Consider the following 21,339-nt stretch of genomic DNA (forward strand, 5'->3'; position numbering starts at 1 on the left):
AAAGGTTGATTGTAAAATGAAGTTGAACACTTAAGAAAAAAGTCCATGGTGACTTTTCCTCGTATGGTAGAATGGAGTTCTCACACAACCATCACCAACGAGGAGGCAATCACTATGGACTGCCATGATTATATCATACAAGAGCCAGAACGCAAGCGCGGCCAGCACTTAGGGAAAGAAGAACGAGGTGCTATTCAGCACCTAAATAAGCAGGGCTATTCATTACGCAAGATCGCTCAAGCCATCAATTGCTCGCCAAGTACGGTTATGAACGAGCTGCGCCGGGGAACGCCGCTGCGCAAAAGCAACAGAGGTCGTGCGCCTGAATACAACGCTAAACGAGGTCATGCGGTCTACAAGGCTAACCGAACACGCTGCAAGAAAAGGCATCGTATAGTGGAGTGCTCGGCCTTTGTTAAATGGCTAGTAAAAATGGTTCGCAGCCATACGTGGTCCATAGATGCTTGTGTAGGCCATGCAAAGCTTCATAACAAATTCCCTAAAGAGCAGCTGGTGTGTACCAAAACGCTATACAACGAACTGGCATCCGGCAACTTGCCTCTATCACTTTTTGACGTGCCGGAATTGCTTAAACGCAAGCGCAGAAAGGTCAAAAGCCATGAACATAAACGCCTGAAAGGCCGTAGCATCGATGAGCGCCCCGCTATTGTTGCGGAACGCACCGAGTTAGGACATTGGGAAGCCGACACAGTGGTCGGCCTGCGCAATGGCAAGGAAGCTGTCGTTTTGACACTGATCGAACGCGTCACAGACCATTATCTTGCCATTCACATTCCCGGAAAAACAAGCGTGGCCGTGATGAATGCCATGAGGCAACTATACAGTGAATATGGCAACCAGTTCAGTACTATCTTCAAAACAATCACCACCGACAACGGTTCTGAATTTGAAGACTTTGCAGACGTTCAGCAATGGGGCACGAAAGTTTTCTTTGCTCATCCTTACTCGTCTTGGGAGAGAGCCATAAACGAAAGGCATAACGGTCTCTTGCGCAGGTACATTCCCAAAGGCACGTCTATAGAGAGGTATACTCCCGAAGAGGTGAAGGGCTTTGCTGATGAAATAAACGCTCTTCCACGCAAGCGCCTCGGTTATCGAACTCCAGACGACCTTTTCGAAGACTTTCTTGACTCTATTTATGCTGCTTAATTTAAACTACTGTTCTACTTTACCAAAGTGTTCAACTTGCACTTGCAATTTGCGTTCTTTTAACAAACCAAGAGTGCTATTTTTCAATACGATCGCTCCACTCCAGCCTATATTCTTCTCAATTCATTATAAGCACTCCCTTACTGCCCGTCCAGAGGGTGCGAAAAACTTAAAAAAGCAGGGAAACCCGAAGCACTGCCTCGAAATCCCCTGCTTAAAATTTCATTATTAAATAGCTTTGGCCTTGGAGATGCACTCAAAGGCCAGCATGTACTTGCGCACCGACTCCTTGACGCCCTTTTTAACAATCGCCATCAAGTTCACATAATTCATATGAGGCGTCCGCGACAGTTCTTTTTTCAACTGTTCCGCCGCTACCGTCGAAGTGTCGGTTGCAATATTAATTTTTGCAATACCTGCTTGGATCAAACGCCGATATTCTTCCGACTGCAAACCAGCCCCGCCATGCATGACCAGGGGAATTTGCACCATCTGACGCAGCAAGCCAAGGCGTTCAAAATCCAACGAAGCATCCGCAATCGCGCCTAAATGATTGCCACATCCTACCGCCAAGGCGTCAATACGGGTTTTTTGCGCAAACTGCGCCGCCTCTTCCAATCCAGCAGTCGTCTCGCCGCCTAAAGAGCCAAGTTCTCCTTCCACGGTTAAACCGGAAGCATGAGCAATTTTGGCCACTTCTTTTGTACGACGTACGTTTTCCTCAAACGTCAGCCTAGAACCGTCAAACATGACCGAAGTAAATCCCCAACGTACCGCTTTTAAAATCCCTTCGTACGTATGACTATGATCCAAATGCAAGGCCACCGGAACACTTGCTTTGTGAGCAGCCCTTACCATAGCAGCTCCCAACAAATCTGCGTCGACAAACTTAAATAACCGTTCAGGAATTCCAAGAACCAGGGGCGTTTTTAATTCTTCCGCTACTTCCACCACAGCTCCCAGGGTTTCAAAATTAAAAACATTAAAGCCCCCTACTGCGTATTGCCGCCGCCGCGCATCCTGTAGAAGTTCTGCCATTGTTACTAAAGCCACGACACAACTCTCCCTTCAGGGTTTATTTATTATGTTTTTTCTTTTCGCCATACAAATCGAAAACCCCTGCGCAAAAAGCAAAGAGAGTTTGAAAAATTCATTTTTTTCAAACTCTCTTTGCTTCAATAAGAAACCGATATAATTGGGATTCATAAAACCCTTTCGCGTCTTTCGTGTATTTCGCGGTTCTTTATCAATGCCCCTCCAATTTATATCCAACCGCGAAAAGCGTGAAATTATAAATGTAGAGTATACAAAAAAGCCAGCCCAAAGGCCGGCTTTTCACTAGTTCATTTTACAGTTTGGCTTTAGCGGTTTCAACAAGCTGGTTGAAAGCAGCCAGATCATTGACAGCCAAGTCGGCCAGCATTTTGCGGTTTACTTCTACGCCAGCTTTAGTCAAACCATTGATCAATTTGCTGTAGGACAAGCCATTAATACGAGCAGCCGCATTAATACGGGCAATCCACAGACGACGGAATTCGCCTTTTTTGGCGCGACGGTCACGACGAGCGTAGAACAACGCTTTCATGACTAATTCATTAGCTTTTTTAAACTGCTTGCTGCGGGCACCACGGTATCCTTTAGCCAGCTTTAGAATTTTTTTATGGCGTCGATGTGCAGTAACGCCTTTTTTTACTCTCGGCATTTCAATCCCTCCAGAAAGTGTACGTTAAAATATTTTTTAATTATGCGTTCGGCAGCATAAGCTGTACGCGTTTGTGGTCGGACTTGCTTACCAGCGAAGCTTTGCGCAGATTGCGTTTACGCTTAGGTGATTTGCATTCCAGGATATGGCTTTTAAAAGCTTTGGCGCGCTTGAATTCACCGCTGGCGGTGATACGAAAACGTTTGGCAGCGCTTCTACGAGTTTTGATTTTCGGCATTACTTGCTCCCCCTTGCTGTTGTTTCAGTTTTACCCCTGCTGTTTGGGATTCAAAATCATAATCATGTTCTTGCCTTCCAGTTTCGGATCGCGTTCTACGTTGGCAATATCAGCCAATTCCTTGGCCATACGCACAAGCAAAACCCGCCCTAATTCCGGATGGGATAATTCCCGGCCGCGGAACATGATGGTCACTTTGACCTTGTCACCATCTTCTAGAAAACGCAGGGCATTTTTTTTCTTAACATCAAAGTCGTGGTCTTCGATATTAGGACGAAGTTTGACTTCTTTGATGGTAACGATTTTTTGTTTTTTCTTGGCTTCTTTGTCCCTTTTTTGCTGCTCATACTTGAACTTTCCATAGTCCATGATGCGGCATACCGGCGGACGAGCCGTCGGAGCAACTTCTACCAGGTCGAGATTCTGCTCAATAGCCATCTGCAAGGCGTCGCGCACCTGCATGATGCCTAGCTGTTCACCTTCGGCGGTAGTTACCCGCACTTCTCTTACCCGAATCTCTTCGTTGATCCGCAAATTTTCTTTGCTAATTGTCATTCACCTCCGCATACATTTACAAAAAAGAAAGCGGGTAGAGTCTGCACTCCACCCGCAATACACCCTTAGCTTTGGGTTTGCTAACCTAGCTCACTGCTCCATGGCGTGGCAAGGTGAGAAGCGGATGGCTTCTTCTTTTAAGTCACTTTTGTTAAGATACCATGATTTTTCTTCATTGTCAATAACGTTTTATTTTTTCGCCGCAATTTCCGCTAACAGTTGCTCCGTGAATGCCTCTGTCGCCTGCGGTCCCAAATCTCCTTCGCCCCGTTTACGCACAGCCACAGTGCCATTTTCCAGTTCCTTGTCTCCCACGACCAGCACATAGGGGATTTTTTGCATTTGCGCTTCTCTGATTTTATAGCCAATTTTCTCGTTGCGCTCATCCACGGCCACGCGAATGTCCTGATTCCACATTTCTTTTGCAACCTTTTTAGCATAGTCCATATGGCGATCTGTAATCGGTAGAATTTTAACCTGCACTGGCGCCAGCCAAGCCGGGAAGGCGCCAGCAAAATGCTCAATCAGAATGCCAATGAAGCGCTCCAGGCTGCCATAAGCCACACGATGAATCATAACTGGACGATGCTTTTGGCCGTCTTCGCCGATATAGTTCAAATCAAAGTTTTCCGGCATCAGCATGTCCAACTGAATGGTGCCGCACTGCCAGGTCCGGCCAATGGAATCACGCAGATGGAAGTCAATTTTCGGACCATAAAAAGCGCCGTCGCCTTCATTAATCTTGTATTCCATGCCTCGTTCGTCAAGAGCGTCTTGAAGCGCCTTAGTGGCCGTTTCCCAAACATCATCCGAACCCATGGAATCCTCGGGACGAGTGGACAACTCGGCATGATACGAAAGGCCAAAGGTGCTATATACTTCATTAAACAAATCAATAACGCCCTGAATTTCTTCTTTGATTTGCGAAGGCAGCATGAAAATATGCGCGTCATCCTGAGTAAAGCTGCGCACACGCATTAAGCCGTGCAAAGCGCCGGAAATCTCATGACGATGCACAAGACCCAGTTCGCAGGTACGCAACGGCAAATCGCGATAGCTATGATACTGAGAGCGATATACCAAAATGCCGCCAGGACAGTTCATGGGTTTTACCGCGTAACCTTCGCCGTCAATCTCCGTAAAGTACATGTTTTCGCGATAATGATCCCAATGTCCGGACTGCTGCCATAATTTCTGATTCAAAATAATCGGTGTCCTGATTTCCTGGTAACCGTATTTCCGGTGCATTTTGCGCCAGAACGTTTCCAGTTCATTGCGCACCACCATGCCATTCGGGTGGAAGAAAGGAAAACCAGGTCCTTCGTCTTGCATGCTGAATAAATCCAATTCTTTGCCCAGTTTACGGTGATCCCGTTTGGCCGCTTCCTCCAGCATTAACAGGTAGGCGTCTAAATCCGCTTTCTTCTCAAATACCGTCCCGTAAATACGCTGCAGCATTTTCCGTTTTTCATCGCCCCGCCAGTATGCGCCGGCCACCGACTGCAATTGAAGAGCCTTTAGACGACCTGTTGACGAAACGTGAGGGCCTGCGCATAGGTCGATAAATTCACCCTGCTCGTACATGGAAATAACCGCATCTGCCGGCAAATCCTGAATCAATTCCACTTTATAGTCTTCACCGCGCTCGTTGAATAACGCGATAGCCTCTTCCCGACTGACTTCTTTACGTGAAATCGGCAGATCTTCTTTAACGATTTTTTCCATTTCCTTTTGGATGCGCGCCAGATCTTCCGTGCTGAATGGTTCTTCAACGTCAAAATCATAATAAAAGCCATTAGCAATAGCCGGTCCAATGGCGATTTTCACTTTCTTGTCGCCATATAAGCGTTTGACCGCTTGCGCCAGTACGTGAGAAGCGCTGTGACGCAAGGCATCGCGTCCTGCGTCTTCATCAAAAGTCAACAGCTCTACAGCCGCATCCTGCTGCAGCTTGCTGGCCAAATCCTTTACTTGCCCGTCTACCTTACCCACCAGTACTTTTTTAGCTAAGGAACGGCTGAGCTGTTCCGCCAATTCGCCAAGAGTCGTACCCTGAGCCACCTCGCGAATGCTGCCGTCTTTTAATTTTACTTGTACCATTTTTACAACCTCCTTGCAAAAATAAAATCCCCGTCCCATGTAGGGACGAGGATTGCTCGCGATTCCACCCTGCTTGACCCGAAGGCCCTGCTTGTTTAGGAAAATAACGGCTCCTTATGCCGGCCGGCTCTACTTCTATTCAAACCGGCAGCTCCAAGGCGGTAGTTCAGCGCACCATGCCAGAACGCTTACAGCCAATGGCGTTCTTTCTCTGCAGACATGCCCCTCGTTGAACCATATCCTTGTCTTTGCTATTGTTGATATTGTTTCGATTATACTCCAAGGCCGCCAGCCCTGTCAACCGGATTCAACCGCTCTATTAGGGCTTGATACCATTCATTTCTGCGGCGGATAACAAAACGCAAGCTTTCCTTTTCAGCCGTCTTTATGACCAGCGCATTGGGTATAAGACCCAAGCTTCGAGCCGTAGCAACTTGCGTGAGATCCTCTAAGGAAACTTCTTTAAAATATTTGTGCTCCATCCCCATTACATAGCCTACAAAGACCAAGCGCTCTGTAGTCAAATATAAGGCGCCATGAAGTTTTTCCGCCGCCGAATCAAAATTAGCATGATCTTTTTTTATGATTTTTTCATCATCATGCAAAGAAAAGCTATACATGTATTGCACCTGCCTGTCAAAATTCGTTCAAGACAACTTGAATTTAATTTATATTCGACAAGCTTTGCAAAAAACCTACAAATTAAAGAACAGATTTTTAGTGTGGAAAACAATTTTCTCTATCGCTACGCGCTAACCTGCCGCGTGATCAAGTCGCCCTGGATGTTCATAGTATATTGCAATTGAGGCGCTAAGGCTTTAAAAAATTCCGCATGCCAAACCTCATGACACTGCGTCAGAAACTGGCTGTCTGCGCCGGCTTTCCCCCAATTTGCTCCTTGTATCCAGCCAGTATTACTCCACCTGGTCACTTTGCTGTCTTCCTGCTCCAGCCGGTCCCAACGATCACAAGGCATGCCGTTTAGCACCTTGCCGGCAAAGGCCGCATATGCTGCCGACGCGTCGGTTTCTTCCTGTCCGTCTTTGCGAGCTGCCAGTCCGCAAGTTTTCCCTTGAGCGGCAAAAACATTTTTTATCATTTCCTGTCCAGCAGTTCCAAAGCGCGCCAGCAGTTCTCTAACAGCGGCGCCTTCACGCAATTCGGCCAAATTAATTTGCCGCTGCAGCCAGCCATGTATATTACTCGCGTCAATCAGCTCCGCCAAATCCTCATCCGGCAATGGCTCTCCATAGGTCTGCCAAACCATTTCTCGTCCTTCTTCCGCCGCGTCGGCGTCAAACTGGGACGCCGACTCCCAAAGCAATTGTTCCCGCTCCACTAAGATACGAATTTTATGATACAGCCAGTAATGAATAGGTCCTAAATATAAGCTCATAGTAAATCCTCCGTTCTATTTGTTCTGTTCTTCTTTAATGCTGCAGTTTAGCGCTTCCACCAGCTCTTCCACCTGCAGACCGTGAATAGCGGCCGCTTGCTGCAGCGGCTCTCCTGTCGAAGACGGACACCCGAGGCAGCCCAAGCCAAACGAGCGAAAAACCGGTACCGTGTGCGGATATACCTGCAGAATGTCGCTGATAACGGTTTCCGCATTTACCAATTCTCCCGGCTTCAGATTTCCGTTTAACAGCGGCGCAGGCGCCTGCTGCTTGGCCAGAGGACGCTCTGGCTCTGCGGGACCTGGCTGCTGCCCGTAAAAGCGGCTCAACACTTCTTTTTGAAAACTTCCAAAGCCAATGCGGTCAATAAAAACTCCCATACGCTCTACCTCGGCATTTTGCTTGTAGAACGAAACAATGACATCGGCGATCCGCAGGGCTTCTTCCAAACTCAGCGATCCCAGCAGCTTATCCGCCAGCCTGGGCTGCGCTCCGGCGCAGCCGCCTACATACACATCCCAGCCGCTTTCCGTACCGATGAAGCCCACATCTTTCACATGCACCTCGGCGCAGGAGTTAGGGCAGCCGGCTACGCCTATCTTAATCCGCGAAGGCATTTCTTTTTTATGGTAGCGCTTGTCCAGCTCCATGCCCAGCTTAATGGCATCTTGTTTGCCGCGCTTGCAAAAGGTGTCGCCTGGGCACATTTTGATGCTGCGCACGCAATTGGCAAACCCCATGGCAGGCTGCATCCCCAGCAGTTCCCATACGCCTTCCACATCCTCCGCCTTTAAACCGGTGATCATAATGCGCTGCGCCGAAGTCAATTTCAGTACGCCGCCGAATTGCTCCGCCGCTTCCGCATAACGCCGCAATACCTCCGGTTTGACAAAACCTCCCGGAAGATGTGGCGTCACGGCATAGGTTTTTTTCCCGTCTCTTATTTTTTGCAAGTTTGCACCTTTAGGCTGCATAGCTTGTCTACCTCCTTCAGCATGGCTGTTCTCTATGGTCTTAGTATAGCCGCAAAAAGGAAAGCAGGCTGTGATATACCTCACAGCCTGCTTAAATTCGCCAATATCTGTCTCAAACAAATTCCAGTCTCTATAAAATCCCCCAGACTAGATAATTTTTTTCCTCATTCACCTATCTAGTGGTATCCGATCACGGCCTCCAAGCTTGGAGGCTTTTAGTTCCATACTTCTTTTCAATCAATGAATTCCATTTTCCAGTTGTATCTGCCTGTGTTTTGATCCTTGCCATAATAGAAATAGGCGGCAAACTTATTCCCCTTCTTGCTTTTTAAACCGCGAAAACCAACTCTTCCGTTTTTCAATAGCAGTTTAACCATCTCGGGTGATACTTGCTTTTCAAAAGACGCAATATATTTATCATCTTTCCAGATGGTAAATTTACAGCCGTTTTTCCAGTTGCTGCAGCCAAACGCCTTCGCTGACTCTACCACTGGGCTATTGCATTCCGGACACAAACCTAGTACTTCAACATCTTCCGGGATAATCGCATGGGCCCCAAAACCAGCGGCGTCTTTGACATCATTAACCGATTTTATCACGAACTCAATCATCATATTGATAAAATCAGCTTTGCTGAATTTTTTCTTCTCAATGTCCGCTAGGGTTTTTTCCAGTTTTCCCGTATACTCTAAGTCAAATAATTCTTTTACTGGGAATTTTTCCACCATCATTTTACCTAATTCGGTACAAGCTAGGCTTTTCCCTCGGATTTCGATATAGCCGACGTCTTTTAGTTTTTTGATGGTTTCCGCTCTAGTTGCAGGAGTCCCGATGCTAAAGCCGCTCAAGATAGCAAGCATCATTTCTTCCGCATCTTCTTCTTTATATTTACGGCCGCAATTTTCCATCTCGCGCAGTAACGTTTTTTCCGAATGATACTTAGGCGCCTTGCGCTTCACTTCATTTACGCTGCTTTTATGCACAAAAACAGTATCACCATCTTCTACGTGGGGCAAGGTAATCTCTTTGGAAGTTACCTTTTCGACTTTCTTCCAGCCATCGTTTAATTCTACTTTTCCCTTGCTTAGAAAAACGCCTTCCAGCAGCTCACTGTCGATCTTAATAACCAATTCCGTCTCTTCATATTCTGCCACAGGCATAAACTGTGCTAAAAAACGATTTACTACTGCCTCATAAACGATCTTTTCATCACTATTCATATTCCGTGGCAAAACATAGGTCGGCATAATGGCGGAATGGCTCTCAACCTTTTTACTGTCAAAAACTCGCTTGGACGTATGAAAAACGATGTCCTTTTCAAAGGGAAGCCCTTTTTTATGTGCATTTAATACTTTTTCCGCTTTTTCAATTAAGCTTTCATCTAATACTGAACTGGCTGTTCTCGGATAGGTAATCAACTTATTTTCGTATAAGCTTTGGGCTGTCTTCAATACTTTATCAGAAGTCCAGCCTTTATATTTACTGGTAATATGGCCTTGCAAATTCGATAAATTAAACAAGTATGGGGCATATTCTTTTTTATATTCCACTTTTTTACTTGTAATGCGCGCCGTTTTTTCAGCCAACTCTTTTTGCAACAGTTCCAGCTTATCTTTGGTTTCAAATTTTTCACTTTCATTTTCATGATATACGCCTTCAAAGATGCTGTCTTCCTTGGTTTTAAACTCGGAAACCAATTTATAGTAGCTGGATTCTTTAAAGGCTTCAATTTCTTTATCGCGATCATAAATGATCTTTAAAGTCGGCAATAAGACACGCCCAATATTTAAAACCTTGATCGATTCATCGGCGCGATATTTTACGGTAGCAACCGAGGTAAGGTTAATCCCAATTAGCCAGTCTGCCAGTTGTCGCCCAAATCCGGCATCTTGCAGCGAGCTCATTTCTGTATTGGAGCGCAAGCTTTGCAAGCCTTTTTTTACTTCATCGTTTGTCCATTCATTAAGCAGCAGGCGTTCTATGGGCTTTTTTATATCCAAATATAGTGCAATTTCATCAAAAATAATTTGACCTTCGCGATCATCATCTGTTGCCGCAATAATCCCGTCTATATCTTCTCGCATAATCAACGCGTGAATAATATCAACTTGCTTCTTGGCGCCGGCGTCAATTTGCTCTTTAGTCCGATCCGAAGACTTTATTTTATATTTAAATTCGCTTGGTATGTAAGGAAAATACTCTAATCTCCATCCTTTGAGCTCTAGATTATAATCTTTCAAATCATATAACTGCAGCAAATGGCCAAAAGCCCAGGTTATTACATAGTCGTTGCCTTCAATAAAGCCATCTTTCCTGATTTTAGCATTAATGGCGTCGGCGATATTTCTGGCTACTGATGGTTTTTCAGTAATAATCAATTTTTTCATCTTAATCGACTAACAAAAATTGTTATCTCCTTCATTTAGTATGTCCAGCTGCAAACTAGAAAAGCCGCCTGCTGCGGCTTTTTTAGTTTAACGTTTCCGCTTAAAGCAGAAATTCTTGCTCCAATTCGCCTAAATGATGCAACAGCTGATACGCTATAAGCGCCAATTGCCAAGCCCGGCGACTGCGCAGATACTTAAAATCCAAATCCAAAATGCGTACGCGGTCCAAGGCGTCACAGTCCTTAAACAAGAAGAAAAGCCTTTTTATACGAGTCTGCTCAGCAACCGGCATCTCGCTTAGCGCTCTTAGGCCTCGCTGGTCTGCAATGCAATGCCACTGCATAACGAACTGCAACGCCCGCAAATCTTCCGGCTCTAACTGCTCTTGCAAGGTAACAAGTTTATGCATTTTTTCAATGCTGTCCGCCCCATGCCGCTCGCACAGCGCATCATGGCTGCGTCCAATATCATGAAACGCCGCTGCATAGAGCAGTACTTTCCGGTCTTTTGCCGACAACTGCTCCAAAAAAGACAGAAAAAAAGCATGCAGCAATACTCTTTTCATATGACTAATCCCATGAATGCTCTCTGGCCGGTGAAACTGCCTTCGCAAAACGGCTTCATTCCCAGCCAACAGACGATACTCGTCCAGCAGCGCAGCGTTAACCACCTGCGGCCAAAACGTCCAAAATGAGTAAAAGCTATCAAGCCTATGAATCGAACTGCGGGTTCCGTTATGAACAACGGCCTCATAAATCTGCCCCTCAGCCCCAAGCTGTGCTGTTCTATATAAAGCCAGATGCAAATCTGGCGTCCACGCATCGCCGCCGCTTAAACCGGAAGGAATGTCCCGAGCGGCCTTAAATACTTTGCTGCCGTCCGCATTACTTAACGCCCGCTTTTCTTCCAATGCTTTCACCGCCTCTAATTACCGCCTGATTGCGTTAGCCGCCTTAAGGAACCTGTAGCACCCGATGGAGCTGCACGCCTACGCGCCACAGTTTTCCAGGGTTAGCACGCACCAATTCTAAGGCCCGTAAAGCCGATGCTGGCCTGCCGCCCTCAACCTGTAAATACACCCGTCCCTCCGGGACCAAAGAGTCTTGAATGTGCTCCGCCTGTAGCCGCTCATCCACTACGTATTTCAGTTCATCCGCACGACAGCGCACGCCGTATGCAGCATCCGGCTTAGGCGAAACAGCAATCCAGTCAATTCCCCACTCAGCCGGAACTTCTTGAGTGCCATTCGTTTCCAGCGCTACTTCATGTCCACGCGCATGCAGCGCCGCTGCTAAAGGGCCTAAATCATGCAGCGTCGGCTCGCCTCCGGTAATAATGACGCGCCGTACATCGCGCGGCAATTGCAAAAGAATGTCTGCAATGTCCATATCCTTGGCTTCTGCCGCCGTTTGCGAATGAGCCGTATCACACCAACTGCAGCGAAGATTGCAGCCGCCCAGACGTACAAAAGACGCCAGCGTCCCCTGATAGTAGCCTTCCCCTTGAATGCTACTGAATAATTCTAACACCGGATAATTCATAATTTGCCCCCGGACCGGCGTTGCTGCAGATAGGTAGCAAGTCCTTTAGCCCGCAAAATGCAAGACGGACACTCGCCGCAGCCAGCGCCAGGAATCCCCTGGTAACAAGTCACCGTTTTTTCAGCAATATACTCCAGTTTTCCCATTTGATCCGCCAGCTCCCAAGTTTGCGCCTTATCCAGCCACATCAGCGGCGTATGCAAGACAAACTCCTCCGCCATGGCTAAATTCAAAGTAACATTTAGTGATTTAATAAAAATATCCCGACAGTCTGGATAGCCGCTAAAATCAGTCTCGCAAACACCAGTAACAAGATGACGCAAACCATGTCCTTTCGCCAAAACAGCTGCAAATGACAGAAACAGCAGATTACGCCCGGGAACAAAGGTAGAAGGAAGTGCGCCTTCTTCTCCCTCTGAAACAGGAATATCCGTACGAGTCAATGCATTCGGAGCCAGTTGATTCAGCAGCGCCATATCCAACACCGTATGCTGCACGCCAAGCTCTGCGGCGATCTGCCGCGCATGCTCAATTTCACTGCTATGCCTTTGCCCGTAATCAAAGGTAACCGCTTCCACCCGCTCAAATCGCTCCAACGCCCAAAACAAGCAAGTAGTGCTGTCTTGTCCGCCGCTGAAAACCACTAAAGCGCCTTGGCCCTGTTTCATTTTCCAGTCGCTCCTTCTACCCATTCGCTATGTGCGGCATAAGCGCTGTGATTGTGAATGGACTCAAAGTTTTCACATTCAATCGCAAACCAACGTACGCCCTTTAGGCCGCGAAACAGCAAAATCAAATCACGAATTACATCTTCAACAAATTTAGGGTTTTCATAAGCTTGCTCGGTAACAAATTTTTCATCCTGTCGCTTGAGCAACGAATACACAGGCGCGCTTCCTTGCGCTTCCATAGACGCCACAAGGTCCTCCAACCAATGCAGCACTCCCGGACGGCAACGCAAACGAGCGCGCATCATGCCTCGCTGATTATGCGCGCCATAACGTGAGATTTCCTTGCTGCACGGGCACAAAGACGTAAAAGGAACTTCCACGGAAATAATAAAATCGAACGTTCCATCTTCATCATAAGCCGCTTCAAAAGAACAATTATAATCAACCAAACTGCGAATACCGCTCACCGGCGCCGCTTTTTCAATAAAATAGATAAACGAAAAACTCACATGCGCCCGGCCTGCTTGCAGTCTAACACAAATATCTTTTGCCATGTCCTCCAGTTCCACCATAGAAACCGGCTTATTGCGCCAGGCATCCAATACTTCTAGGAACCGGCTCATATGAGTACCTTTATAGTCATGAGGCAAATCCACTGCCGCATCAATGGTAGCGACAACATGCTGAAATCCTCCGGCCTTTGTTCGAATAGAAAAAGGCAAACGAACCCCTTTGACCCCTACTTTTTGCAGTGAAACCCCTCTATGATCCATCGAGCTTTGCACGTCATCCAACTGAATTTGCCCTCCTGTACAGTGATTCTTCATTTCATCTTAACACATCTGTTCAAGCAAAGACAAGAAAGCCGGCCACTTCCGTGGCCGGCGCCTGTATCCCTTTAGAAAAAGCGTCGCGTTAAACCGCGCTGTCGACTCCAAGACTCGACCAGACCTGTTAAAACCAACGGAGCCTTCTGCAGTTCTTCAATACAACTGCAGCCAGACAGAAGTAGTATGGCCCGAACCTGCATTAATAAAGCCTGCCACTGTTCGACAGCAGCTTTCAAATCGCCAGACCAAACTAACCGCAGTGCCGGCGCCGCTAATGCGACCGCATCAGCCCCCAAGGCCAACGCTTTTACAATTTCCAACGCCGTTCGCACGCCTCCTGAAGCAATCAAAGACGCCCCTTGCCGCTGCACTACGCTGCCAGTTTCCAACAGCGAACACGCTGTTGGTATGCCCCAGGCCAAAAGATCTTCAGCTAAAAACTCATTTTTGCGTTCGGCTTCAATGGCAATGAAATTCGTACCGCCGCAGCCACCCACATCCAAGACTGCCACGCCACAGGAAAGAAGGGTTTCTGCCGCTTCTCGCTGCATGCCGCAGCCTACTTCCTTAACAATCACAGGGACCGAGACGGCGCTGCAAATAGCAGCAATATTATCCCGGTAGCCGCGGAAATCACGATCCCCCTCCGCCATAAACAGTTCCTGTGCGACATTGAGATGCAACTGCAAAGCCGAGGCATCCAGCATATCAACCGCCATAACCGCTTGCTCCGGCGTGGCATGCGCTCCCAAATTGGCCCACACCGCTCCCGAAGGCAAATGCCGCCGCACAACGCGAAAAGTTTCTGCAAGCTCAGGTTCCTCCACCGCGGCATACTGCGAGCCCACAGCCAAAACGCTTTGAGTTTCTCTCGCTAATACCGCCAGACGCTCATTCAACTGCGCCACATCCTGAGCGCCGCCTGTAAGCGCATTGATAATTAAAGGGTGGATCAATGTTTGTTTTCCTACGGACGCAGCAAGAGAAATGTCAGTCACTGCCAAATCCGGAAGACAATGATGCAGCAACTGCACATCCTGAAACCCATTTTTCGCCGGTCCATCTAACAATTCCAGCGCACAGCGCACATGGTCCATTTTGCGCGACTGCCTGGCAGATTGCATCTTATTTCTCTTCTTCAGCGGCTAAACGTTCGCCGATAGTCGCTTGCGCCGGTTCTGCTTGCGTATCGATAAAGGAGCTGAATTCCGCCCGCTCTGTTTCTTGCTGCGCCTGGGAAATGCTAAGACCGATCCGTTTCTGCTCTTTTTCCACGCGAATCACTTTTACAACCACTTCTTGTCCAATGGAAACAACCTCTTCCGGCTTGTTGACGCGTTGTTCCGCCATTTCTGAAATATGCACAAGACCTTCGATGTCGCCATGAATTTTTACGAAAGCGCCAAAAGGCATCAATTTAGTCACAACGCCCTTTACCAGCATGCCTTCCTGTAATTCTTCCACCGCATCCATCCAGGGATCGCGCTGCGTTTGTTTGAGGCTTAGAGAAATCCGTTTGGCCGCCGCATCCACTTTGAGTACCAAGACATCCACTTCATCGCCTACCTGCACAACTTCTTGGGGCGATTTAACATGATGCCAGGACAAATCCGAAATATGAATCAACCCGTCAACACCGCCAATATCGACAAAAGCGCCGAAGTCAGTAAGGCGGCGCACAACACCGTGCACAACCTGATTCGGTTCGATTGAACCGTAAATTTCTTCTTCTTTTTGTTTGCGTTCGTTTTCCAAAATCATTTTTCGAGATAAGACAATACGCTTTTTGCCCCGTTCGATCTCAATCGGCACAACCTGAATCGTCTGTCCGATATATTCACTTAGATTACCCACAAAGCGCAGATCAATATGAGACGCGGGAATAAAGCCTCGAATACCAAATACTGCTACCGAAAGACCGCCTTTTACCTCGGCAGTAACCGTAACTTGCAAGGGGCTTTTTTGCTCCATTGCTTCCTCCAGACGGTTCCAGGCAACCTGTTCATCCGCACGACGCTTAGACAGCAATACTTGGCCGTCCTCATTATCTGCATTCAAAACGTAAACATCAATTTCTTCGCCGTCTTTCACTACGTCTGAAGCTTGATCCGGGGCGGGATACGCCAATTCTTTCAAAGGAATAACACCTTCCGCCTTATAGCCGATATCAACAAACACCTCATCACGGCGAATTCCTACGACAGTTCCTTTAATCACCATGCCCCGTTCAATTTTTTCCGCTGTTTGGGCCAACATTTCGTTAAAATCCTGCATTTTCCTACAAACCTCCTCAATAATCCAATCCGGCGTTGATGCTCCTGCGGTAACTCCTGCGGTTTCCACATCAATAAACCAGGCCGGTTGTAATTCCTCCGCCGTTTCTATATGATATACCTTTGTTCCCGCTCGGGTGCAAAGGTCGGCTAGACGATTCGTATTGGCGCTGTTTTTGCCGCCTACTACGATAATCACCTGTGCTTGAGCAGCAAGCTGTAATGCAGCTTGCTGGCGTTGCTCCGTTGCCGCACAGATCGTCCTGTCTACTACGGCATCTGTTGACTTAGCCGATACAATGGCAACCAGTTCTGTAAACAAATCGGTCGCAAAAGTTGTTTGAGAAACAACGCCTATCTTTTCATATTCAGGCAACGACTCAGCTTCTTCCTTATTTTCCACTACTTTAGCCTGGCGCTGCGCCCATTCCAGAATACTTTGCACTTCCGGATGCCTATGTTCGCCAATAATAATAACTTGGCGTCCTTCATGAAAAAACCTCGCCGCCGCTTGCTGCGCTTTTTGCACGTGCGGGCAAGTAGCGTCAACAACAGTCAATCCTTTGCTTTCCGCTTCCTGATACACGCTCGGGCCCACGCCATGAGAACGAATAACGACGGTTCCCATCGAAAATTCATTTAAAGAAGCGGCCACGCCGACGCCTTGCTTTTGTAAACGTTCTACCACTTGAGGATTATGAATGATCGGCCCCAATGTCGCCACCGGACCGCTCGTATCCTTGCATTTTTCCGCCAACTCGACGGCCCTTCGCACACCATAGCAAAAGCCACAATGTTCAGCTGTTATTATTTTCATAAAGTTACACTTGAACCTCCCGAGTAACGATACTGGTACTTTTATAAAATTCGCTGACTGAACGAGAAATCCTTTTTTACTGCATTATTTTTAAAAAAAAGAAAAAGCGGGACCCAAGTCTGCCTTCAAGACAGTCTCGAGTCCCGCTCCCCTTCTATCCTTTTATTAGATATCAGGGAGTCACATTCGGCTGTGTTTTGCCATATTCACAGAAGTTTTGAATTTCTGTGTTCATGCCGACCGGTTTATCGGTCTTCAGCAATTCCAGCCACTTGCGGCTGCAGTCGATCAACGTAATAACTACCAAAATAATCAAGACAATACTTACTGTACCGTTAATGTTGCCCAAGAGATTTCCCATTTTAAAGAACATGCCGACATTCATAATGCCTGCGGCAATAACAGTAACAACTAGGAAGACCATAGGAACAAAGGAAATTAAAGCATAGCTCTTCGGAGCGATTTTCAGAATGATCGTCGTTCCCAAGGCCAAGGCAACAATGGCGAGAAGCTGATTGGCTACGCCAAAGAGCGGCCAAATCGTTCCTACGTCACCGCTATAGAGCAGATACCCCCACATTACGCTTACAAGAGCGCTCGTAAAGAGAATACCAGGCCACCAGTGAGATTCTTTCAATGGAGCGTACACATAGGTTCCCAGGATATCCTGCAAAATGTAGCGGGCTACACGAGTGCCTGCGTCGATCGTAGTCAGGATAAAGAGAGCTTCAAACATGATAGCAAATTGATACCAATAGCTCATCAGATGCTTCATGCCGCCGATGCTGGAGAAAATATGAGCCATGCCTACGGCCAGGGAAACGGCGCCGCCGGGACGGTGCATAACATCCATACCCACCAAAGCGGACAGCTGTTTGATTTCTACCGTCGGGAACTGCGCAGCTATTTTGGCGTACGCAGCCGCAGGGCTGTTGATAGCCAGATAATCGCCAGGCATCATAACTACGGCGGAAATCAAAGCCATCATAGCAACAAAGCCTTCCATCACCATGCCGCCGTAGCCAATAGCCCGAGCATGGGTCTCAATTTCAATCATTTTCGGGGTTGTACCAGAACTAATCAGGGAGTGGAAACCGGAAATGGCGCCGCAAGCAATGGTAATGAATACATAGGGCCATACCGGTCCGGGAATGATCGGGCCGCCGCCGTTGATAAACGGAGTTGTGAACGGAATATTAACGGTAGGCTGCACAACCAGAATACCCAGCGCCAAAGCGCCAATGGTGCCGATTTTCATATAGGAGCTCAAATAATCGCGAGGCGCTAAAAGCAGCCATACAGGCAGCGTAGCAGCACAGAAGCCGTAAACAGGCAAAGCAATCGACAACGCCGGTTTGCTTAAGTTAAATGCTTCAGCCCAGCTTTCCAACGGTCCGCCAGGAAGTAGCCAGCTTCCCGAGAAAACAGCGCCTAATACGGCCAAGAAGCCAATGATAGAGCCGGAACGAATAGCGCCGGGGAAAATTTTGAACATATACAGACCGATCACGACTGCGATCGGAATGGTCATGCTCAAGGTGTAAAGGCCCCAAGGATTTTTAAAGAGAGCATTTACAACAACCATAGCCAAGCCTGCCAAAGCCACAATGATAATAAAGAAAATGGAAAGAGATGTAGTAATACCGGTAAGTGGTCCTACTTCACGACGAGCGATAACGGCCAAAGACTGACCATTATGACGAATAGACGCGAAGAGAATAATAAAGTCATGTACAGCCCCTGCAAAAATGGATCCTAAAAGAATCCAAGCAAAGCCAGGGCCCCATCCATATTGGGCTGCCAACACAGGGCCTACAAGGGGGCCTGCGCCAGCAATAGCAGCAAAATGATGACCAAAGAGTACCCATTTGTTCGTAGGCACAAACTCGCGTCCATCGTTGCAGCGATAGGCAGGAGTCACGTACGTGTCATTAAGCATGAGAACTTTAGCAGCAATAAATGCGGAATAATAGCGATACGCCAAGACAAATAAGCAGCCGGATACAATGAGAAGTAAAGCGGAATTCATACTTTTCCCTCCTGTTCATATTAAAAATCAAAAAGAAAACAGCCTATGTTTGTCTCTCCCTCCTCTCTGCTAAAAACAGGAATTTCATAAATTTCCTATTTTTAGCATACAGAAGAATAGGATGCGCGACAATACATACGCTGTGAAATGCAGTATATGAAGGGTGAAGCACCGCCTGGGCCTGCGAATGGTTTTATCTCTTACAAGCCAAAAATACGTTTGAGCGGACCAGCCTGCTGCCTACTTACAGGTATCTCTTCATTAGGCAGGTCTTCCAGGATGATATTGTAAGCTCCGTTAAACCAGGGGATAATTTCTTTCACCTTGCGGAGATTCACCAAGTAACTGCGATGACTGCGAAAAAAGCTATCCTCGCCTAGCCGTTCTTGTAATTCATTCAAGCTAAAGCTGGCTGAATAGGTTTTATCTTTTGTTTGAATACGCACTTGATTGTTTGCCGCCTGCACCAGCAAAATATCCTCTGCATTGATTAATACGGTTTTTCCGCCATCGTCAATAGCTAGCTTCTCTTTAAGATAGGTAGGCGAAGGGCAAAAACGATTATCACTATGACGTTCTCTCCAGGCGGTACGCACTTTATCCAGGCAGCGCCCAATCCGTTTTTGTGAAAACGGTTTCAAAACGTAGTCTAACGCATTCAGATCAAACGCCCTGGCGGCAAATTCTTCATGAGCAGTAGCAAAGACCAGCAGCGGCGCTTCCGGTTTATCGGCAAAAGCTTCCGCCAACAAAAGACCGCTAAGCCCTGGCATCTCCACGTCCACAAAGACGACGTCCGGCTTCTCTCTGGATACGCCAGCAAGCCCCTCGGTCACACCAGCCGCTTGGCCGCAAACCTGAACATCTTCGTGAAGGGAAAGCAAGTAAGCCAACTCATTGCGCGCATGCATTTCGTCATCCACTAGAAATGCCCGCAGTCTGCATTCATTAGGCATGATATTCCTCTCTTTCATTCGCATGGACGGGTATCCGCAAATAGATGCGCGTGCCCTCTCCGGGGATACTTTCCATCTTCAATGCATAAGAAGCGCCATATAGTACTTTCAAGCGTTCATTAACATTAGTAAGGCCTACGCCAGTCCCTTTTCCATATCCTAATAGGAGAATTTTTTCCATTACTTTTTCTTCAATTCCCAAACCGTCATCATATACGCAAATTTCCATATGCCCTGCCCGCTGCGCAATGTTCAGTCCTACCATGCCGCCGCTTTCCCTGGCTAAAAGACCGTGTTTAACAGCATTCTCCACTAAAGGCTGTAATATAAATGCAGGCACCTGTATTCCCAGCATAGTGGCGTCAATTTCTTTTTCCACCTTTAACCTCGGGCCAAAGCGCGCTTTTTCCAGCACCAAATAGGAATCAACTAGCTCCAATTCTTCTTGGAGGCTGACAAATTCACGGGAAGATTTCAGCGTACGCCGAAAAAAATCGCTCAGTTCAATTAACAACGTTCGAGCCTGCTCTGAATCGGTCCGGCATAAAGAAACAATAGTATTCAGCGCATTAAACAAAAAATGCGGATTGACCTGCGCCTGCAAAGCCTTCAATTCCGCTTTGGTGGCCATTTCCGACATTTGCTGCAGATTCGCTAATTCCAGCTGCGTGCTAAAGATTTGCCCCAAGCCTTGAGCAAATTCAATGTCCAATTGGTTCATGGCATCATCGCGGCTATAATACAATTTAAACGCGCCGACGATTTTTTCCCGACACAAAAGAGGCACCAACACGGCCGAATGCAACGGACATTCCGCATTGCTGCAGCCAATTTCCCGTCCATTGCGAGCGGTCAAAATCTGCCCGCTTTGGATGCATTCCTTCGTCACGGAAGTAACAATCGGCCCGCCTGCCGGGTGATGATCCGCCCCCAAGCCAACATGAGCCAGCACGGTATGCTGGTTGGTGATAGCTACCGCTGCTGCGCCAGTCATATAACGCACGGTCGTGGCAACTTTTTCCGCAGACAGGCGGTTGAGGCCTTGCCGAAAGTAAGGCAGCGTAGAATTGGCAATGTGCAGGGCTTTATGGGTTTGTATAGCGGCAATTTTAGTCTGGTGCTCACGGGCATTATAAATAATAATCATAAACGCCGCAATTCCTAAGCCATTAGCCAAAACCATAGGAAGCAATGCTTGAATAACCAAAGACTGAGCTACTGCATCCGGTTTGGCCAAAAACCAAATTAAGCCCATGCTAAAAAGAACCACCGTCGTACTGGTAACCATGCCGGTTACCACTTCCGGCGTTCTCGGACGCATGCGATAGTGAATATAACCAGCTAAAAATCCTGCTAAAATCGTAGATATCCCGCACTCTACCGCCGTAAAACCGCCAATAAAAATACGGTGGAAACCTCCGATAATACCAGCAACGCCGCCTACAAGAGGTCCGCAGAGCAGACCTCCTACAATAACACCCGTATCTCGTACATTGACTAGCGCTCCTTCCACAGGAACGCCCATATAAGTTCCGCCAACAGACAACGCTGAAAAGAAGAGCATCAAAACAAACTGCTCTCGCAAAGTAGTTTCTTCTTTAAAAAGATAGCGAAAAGCTCTGGTATGAGAAAAGATGTACGCAATCACAGAAAGAATCGCAATACGCTGCAATAAAATTACGGACAAGCTTTCTTCCAT

General features: G+C 47.3%; 19 protein-coding genes and 1 other annotated feature. Of the genes, 1 reads left to right on the forward strand and 18 read right to left on the reverse strand.

Annotated elements, in window-relative coordinates; translation table 11 throughout:
* Positions 1-114: 114 nt before the first annotated feature.
* The gene (locus tag C508_RS0114610; protein WP_018703490.1) at positions 115-1,170 is read left to right on the forward strand and encodes an IS30 family transposase; all 1,056 of its coding nucleotides are present in this window, start codon (positions 115-117) and stop codon (positions 1,168-1,170) included.
* Positions 1,171-1,398: 228 nt separating this feature from the next.
* Here C508_RS0114610 and C508_RS0114615 read toward each other — a convergent pair whose 3' ends face one another.
* From C508_RS0114615 to C508_RS0114700, 18 genes are all read right to left on the reverse strand, one after another.
* On the reverse strand, positions 1,399-2,223 hold the full coding sequence (locus C508_RS0114615; protein WP_018704317.1) for a class II fructose-bisphosphate aldolase: 825 nt from the start codon (positions 2,221-2,223) through the stop codon (positions 1,399-1,401).
* Between the two features lie 295 nt (positions 2,224-2,518).
* Positions 2,519-2,872: a 50S ribosomal protein L20 gene (rplT, locus tag C508_RS0114620; protein ID WP_018704318.1), complete on the reverse strand. Its 354-nt coding sequence runs from the start codon at positions 2,870-2,872 to the stop codon at positions 2,519-2,521.
* Between the two features lie 40 nt (positions 2,873-2,912).
* Complete coding sequence (rpmI, locus tag C508_RS0114625; protein WP_018704319.1) at positions 2,913-3,110, reverse strand: 50S ribosomal protein L35; 198 nt, start codon at positions 3,108-3,110, stop codon at positions 2,913-2,915.
* 30 nt (positions 3,111-3,140) lie between these two features.
* Positions 3,141-3,644 carry a translation initiation factor IF-3 gene (gene infC, locus C508_RS0114630; RefSeq protein WP_026319559.1) on the reverse strand — a complete coding sequence of 168 codons (504 nt, stop codon included), beginning with the start codon at positions 3,642-3,644 and terminating at the stop codon, positions 3,141-3,143.
* Between the two features lie 37 nt (positions 3,645-3,681).
* Positions 3,682-3,808 (reverse strand) — a sequence feature (ribosomal protein L20 leader region).
* A gap of 46 nt (positions 3,809-3,854) precedes the next feature.
* Positions 3,855-5,765 carry a threonine--tRNA ligase gene (gene thrS, locus C508_RS0114635; RefSeq protein ID WP_018704321.1) on the reverse strand — a complete coding sequence of 637 codons (1,911 nt, stop codon included), beginning with the start codon at positions 5,763-5,765 and terminating at the stop codon, positions 3,855-3,857.
* Between the two features lie 272 nt (positions 5,766-6,037).
* Positions 6,038-6,385, reverse strand: a complete 348-nt coding sequence (locus C508_RS0114640) for a GRAM domain-containing protein (protein ID WP_018704322.1) — start codon at positions 6,383-6,385, stop codon at positions 6,038-6,040.
* Between the two features lie 125 nt (positions 6,386-6,510).
* On the reverse strand, positions 6,511-7,161 hold the full coding sequence (locus C508_RS0114645) for a hypothetical protein (protein ID WP_018704323.1): 651 nt from the start codon (positions 7,159-7,161) through the stop codon (positions 6,511-6,513).
* 15 nt (positions 7,162-7,176) lie between these two features.
* On the reverse strand, positions 7,177-8,136 hold the full coding sequence (locus tag C508_RS0114650) for a ferredoxin-like domain-containing protein (protein WP_018704324.1): 960 nt from the start codon (positions 8,134-8,136) through the stop codon (positions 7,177-7,179).
* Positions 8,137-8,369: 233 nt separating this feature from the next.
* The gene (locus C508_RS0114655) at positions 8,370-10,523 is read right to left on the reverse strand and encodes a type IA DNA topoisomerase (RefSeq protein ID WP_018704325.1); all 2,154 of its coding nucleotides are present in this window, start codon (positions 10,521-10,523) and stop codon (positions 8,370-8,372) included.
* Positions 10,524-10,623: 100 nt separating this feature from the next.
* Positions 10,624-11,442, reverse strand: a complete 819-nt coding sequence (locus tag C508_RS19640) for an HD domain-containing protein (protein ID WP_018704326.1) — start codon at positions 11,440-11,442, stop codon at positions 10,624-10,626.
* Positions 11,443-11,476: 34 nt separating this feature from the next.
* The gene (locus C508_RS0114665; RefSeq protein WP_018704327.1) at positions 11,477-12,064 is read right to left on the reverse strand and encodes a 7-carboxy-7-deazaguanine synthase QueE; all 588 of its coding nucleotides are present in this window, start codon (positions 12,062-12,064) and stop codon (positions 11,477-11,479) included.
* The gene (gene queC, locus C508_RS0114670) at positions 12,061-12,732 is read right to left on the reverse strand and encodes a 7-cyano-7-deazaguanine synthase QueC (protein WP_018704328.1); all 672 of its coding nucleotides are present in this window, start codon (positions 12,730-12,732) and stop codon (positions 12,061-12,063) included. Before queC ends, C508_RS0114665 begins: the two co-directional genes overlap by 4 nt.
* Positions 12,729-13,529, reverse strand: a complete 801-nt coding sequence (gene folE2, locus C508_RS0114675) for a GTP cyclohydrolase FolE2 (protein WP_018704329.1) — start codon at positions 13,527-13,529, stop codon at positions 12,729-12,731. The genes queC and folE2 overlap by 4 nt, the downstream gene beginning before the upstream one ends.
* A 104-nt stretch (positions 13,530-13,633) precedes the next feature.
* A complete protein-coding gene (gene fni / locus C508_RS0114680; RefSeq protein ID WP_018704330.1) occupies positions 13,634-14,689 on the reverse strand; it encodes a type 2 isopentenyl-diphosphate Delta-isomerase in 1,056 nt (351 codons plus the stop codon).
* Position 14,690: 1 nt separating this feature from the next.
* A complete protein-coding gene (locus tag C508_RS0114685) occupies positions 14,691-16,655 on the reverse strand; it encodes a bifunctional 4-hydroxy-3-methylbut-2-enyl diphosphate reductase/30S ribosomal protein S1 (protein WP_018704331.1) in 1,965 nt (654 codons plus the stop codon).
* A 172-nt stretch (positions 16,656-16,827) separates the two neighbouring features.
* A complete protein-coding gene (locus tag C508_RS0114690; RefSeq protein ID WP_018704332.1) occupies positions 16,828-18,684 on the reverse strand; it encodes a carbon starvation CstA family protein in 1,857 nt (618 codons plus the stop codon).
* Between the two features lie 200 nt (positions 18,685-18,884).
* On the reverse strand, positions 18,885-19,640 hold the full coding sequence (locus tag C508_RS0114695; protein ID WP_018704333.1) for a LytR/AlgR family response regulator transcription factor: 756 nt from the start codon (positions 19,638-19,640) through the stop codon (positions 18,885-18,887).
* Positions 19,633-21,339 carry a sensor histidine kinase gene (locus tag C508_RS0114700; protein ID WP_018704334.1) on the reverse strand — a complete coding sequence of 569 codons (1,707 nt, stop codon included), beginning with the start codon at positions 21,337-21,339 and terminating at the stop codon, positions 19,633-19,635. The genes C508_RS0114695 and C508_RS0114700 overlap by 8 nt, the downstream gene beginning before the upstream one ends.

The sequence above is a fragment of the Anaeromusa acidaminophila DSM 3853 genome, assembly GCF_000374545.1.
Taxonomy (GTDB): domain Bacteria; phylum Bacillota; class Negativicutes; order Anaeromusales; family Anaeromusaceae; genus Anaeromusa; species Anaeromusa acidaminophila.

Bases quoted from the DNA above. Each gene is read 5' to 3' on its own strand.
- C508_RS0114610 (WP_018703490.1), top strand. From the start codon at position 115: ATGGACTGCCATGATTATATCATACAAGAGCCAGAACGCAAGCGCGGC.
- rplT (WP_018704318.1), bottom strand. From the start codon at position 2,872: ATGCCGAGAGTAAAAAAAGGCGTTACTGCACATCGACGCCATAAAAAA.
- rpmI (WP_018704319.1), bottom strand. From the start codon at position 3,110: ATGCCGAAAATCAAAACTCGTAGAAGCGCTGCCAAACGTTTTCGTATC.
- thrS (WP_018704321.1), bottom strand. From the start codon at position 5,765: ATGGTACAAGTAAAATTAAAAGACGGCAGCATTCGCGAGGTGGCTCAG.
- C508_RS0114640 (WP_018704322.1), bottom strand. From the start codon at position 6,385: ATGTATAGCTTTTCTTTGCATGATGATGAAAAAATCATAAAAAAAGAT.
- C508_RS0114645 (WP_018704323.1), bottom strand. From the start codon at position 7,161: ATGAGCTTATATTTAGGACCTATTCATTACTGGCTGTATCATAAAATT.
- C508_RS0114650 (WP_018704324.1), bottom strand. From the start codon at position 8,136: ATGCAGCCTAAAGGTGCAAACTTGCAAAAAATAAGAGACGGGAAAAAA.
- C508_RS0114655 (WP_018704325.1), bottom strand. From the start codon at position 10,523: ATGAAAAAATTGATTATTACTGAAAAACCATCAGTAGCCAGAAATATC.
- C508_RS0114665 (WP_018704327.1), bottom strand. From the start codon at position 12,064: ATGAATTATCCGGTGTTAGAATTATTCAGTAGCATTCAAGGGGAAGGC.
- queC (WP_018704328.1), bottom strand. From the start codon at position 12,732: ATGAAACAGGGCCAAGGCGCTTTAGTGGTTTTCAGCGGCGGACAAGAC.
- fni (WP_018704330.1), bottom strand. From the start codon at position 14,689: ATGCAATCTGCCAGGCAGTCGCGCAAAATGGACCATGTGCGCTGTGCG.
- C508_RS0114685 (WP_018704331.1), bottom strand. From the start codon at position 16,655: ATGAAAATAATAACAGCTGAACATTGTGGCTTTTGCTATGGTGTGCGA.
- C508_RS0114690 (WP_018704332.1), bottom strand. From the start codon at position 18,684: ATGAATTCCGCTTTACTTCTCATTGTATCCGGCTGCTTATTTGTCTTG.
- C508_RS0114695 (WP_018704333.1), bottom strand. From the start codon at position 19,640: ATGCCTAATGAATGCAGACTGCGGGCATTTCTAGTGGATGACGAAATG.
- C508_RS0114700 (WP_018704334.1), bottom strand. From the start codon at position 21,339: ATGGAAGAAAGCTTGTCCGTAATTTTATTGCAGCGTATTGCGATTCTT.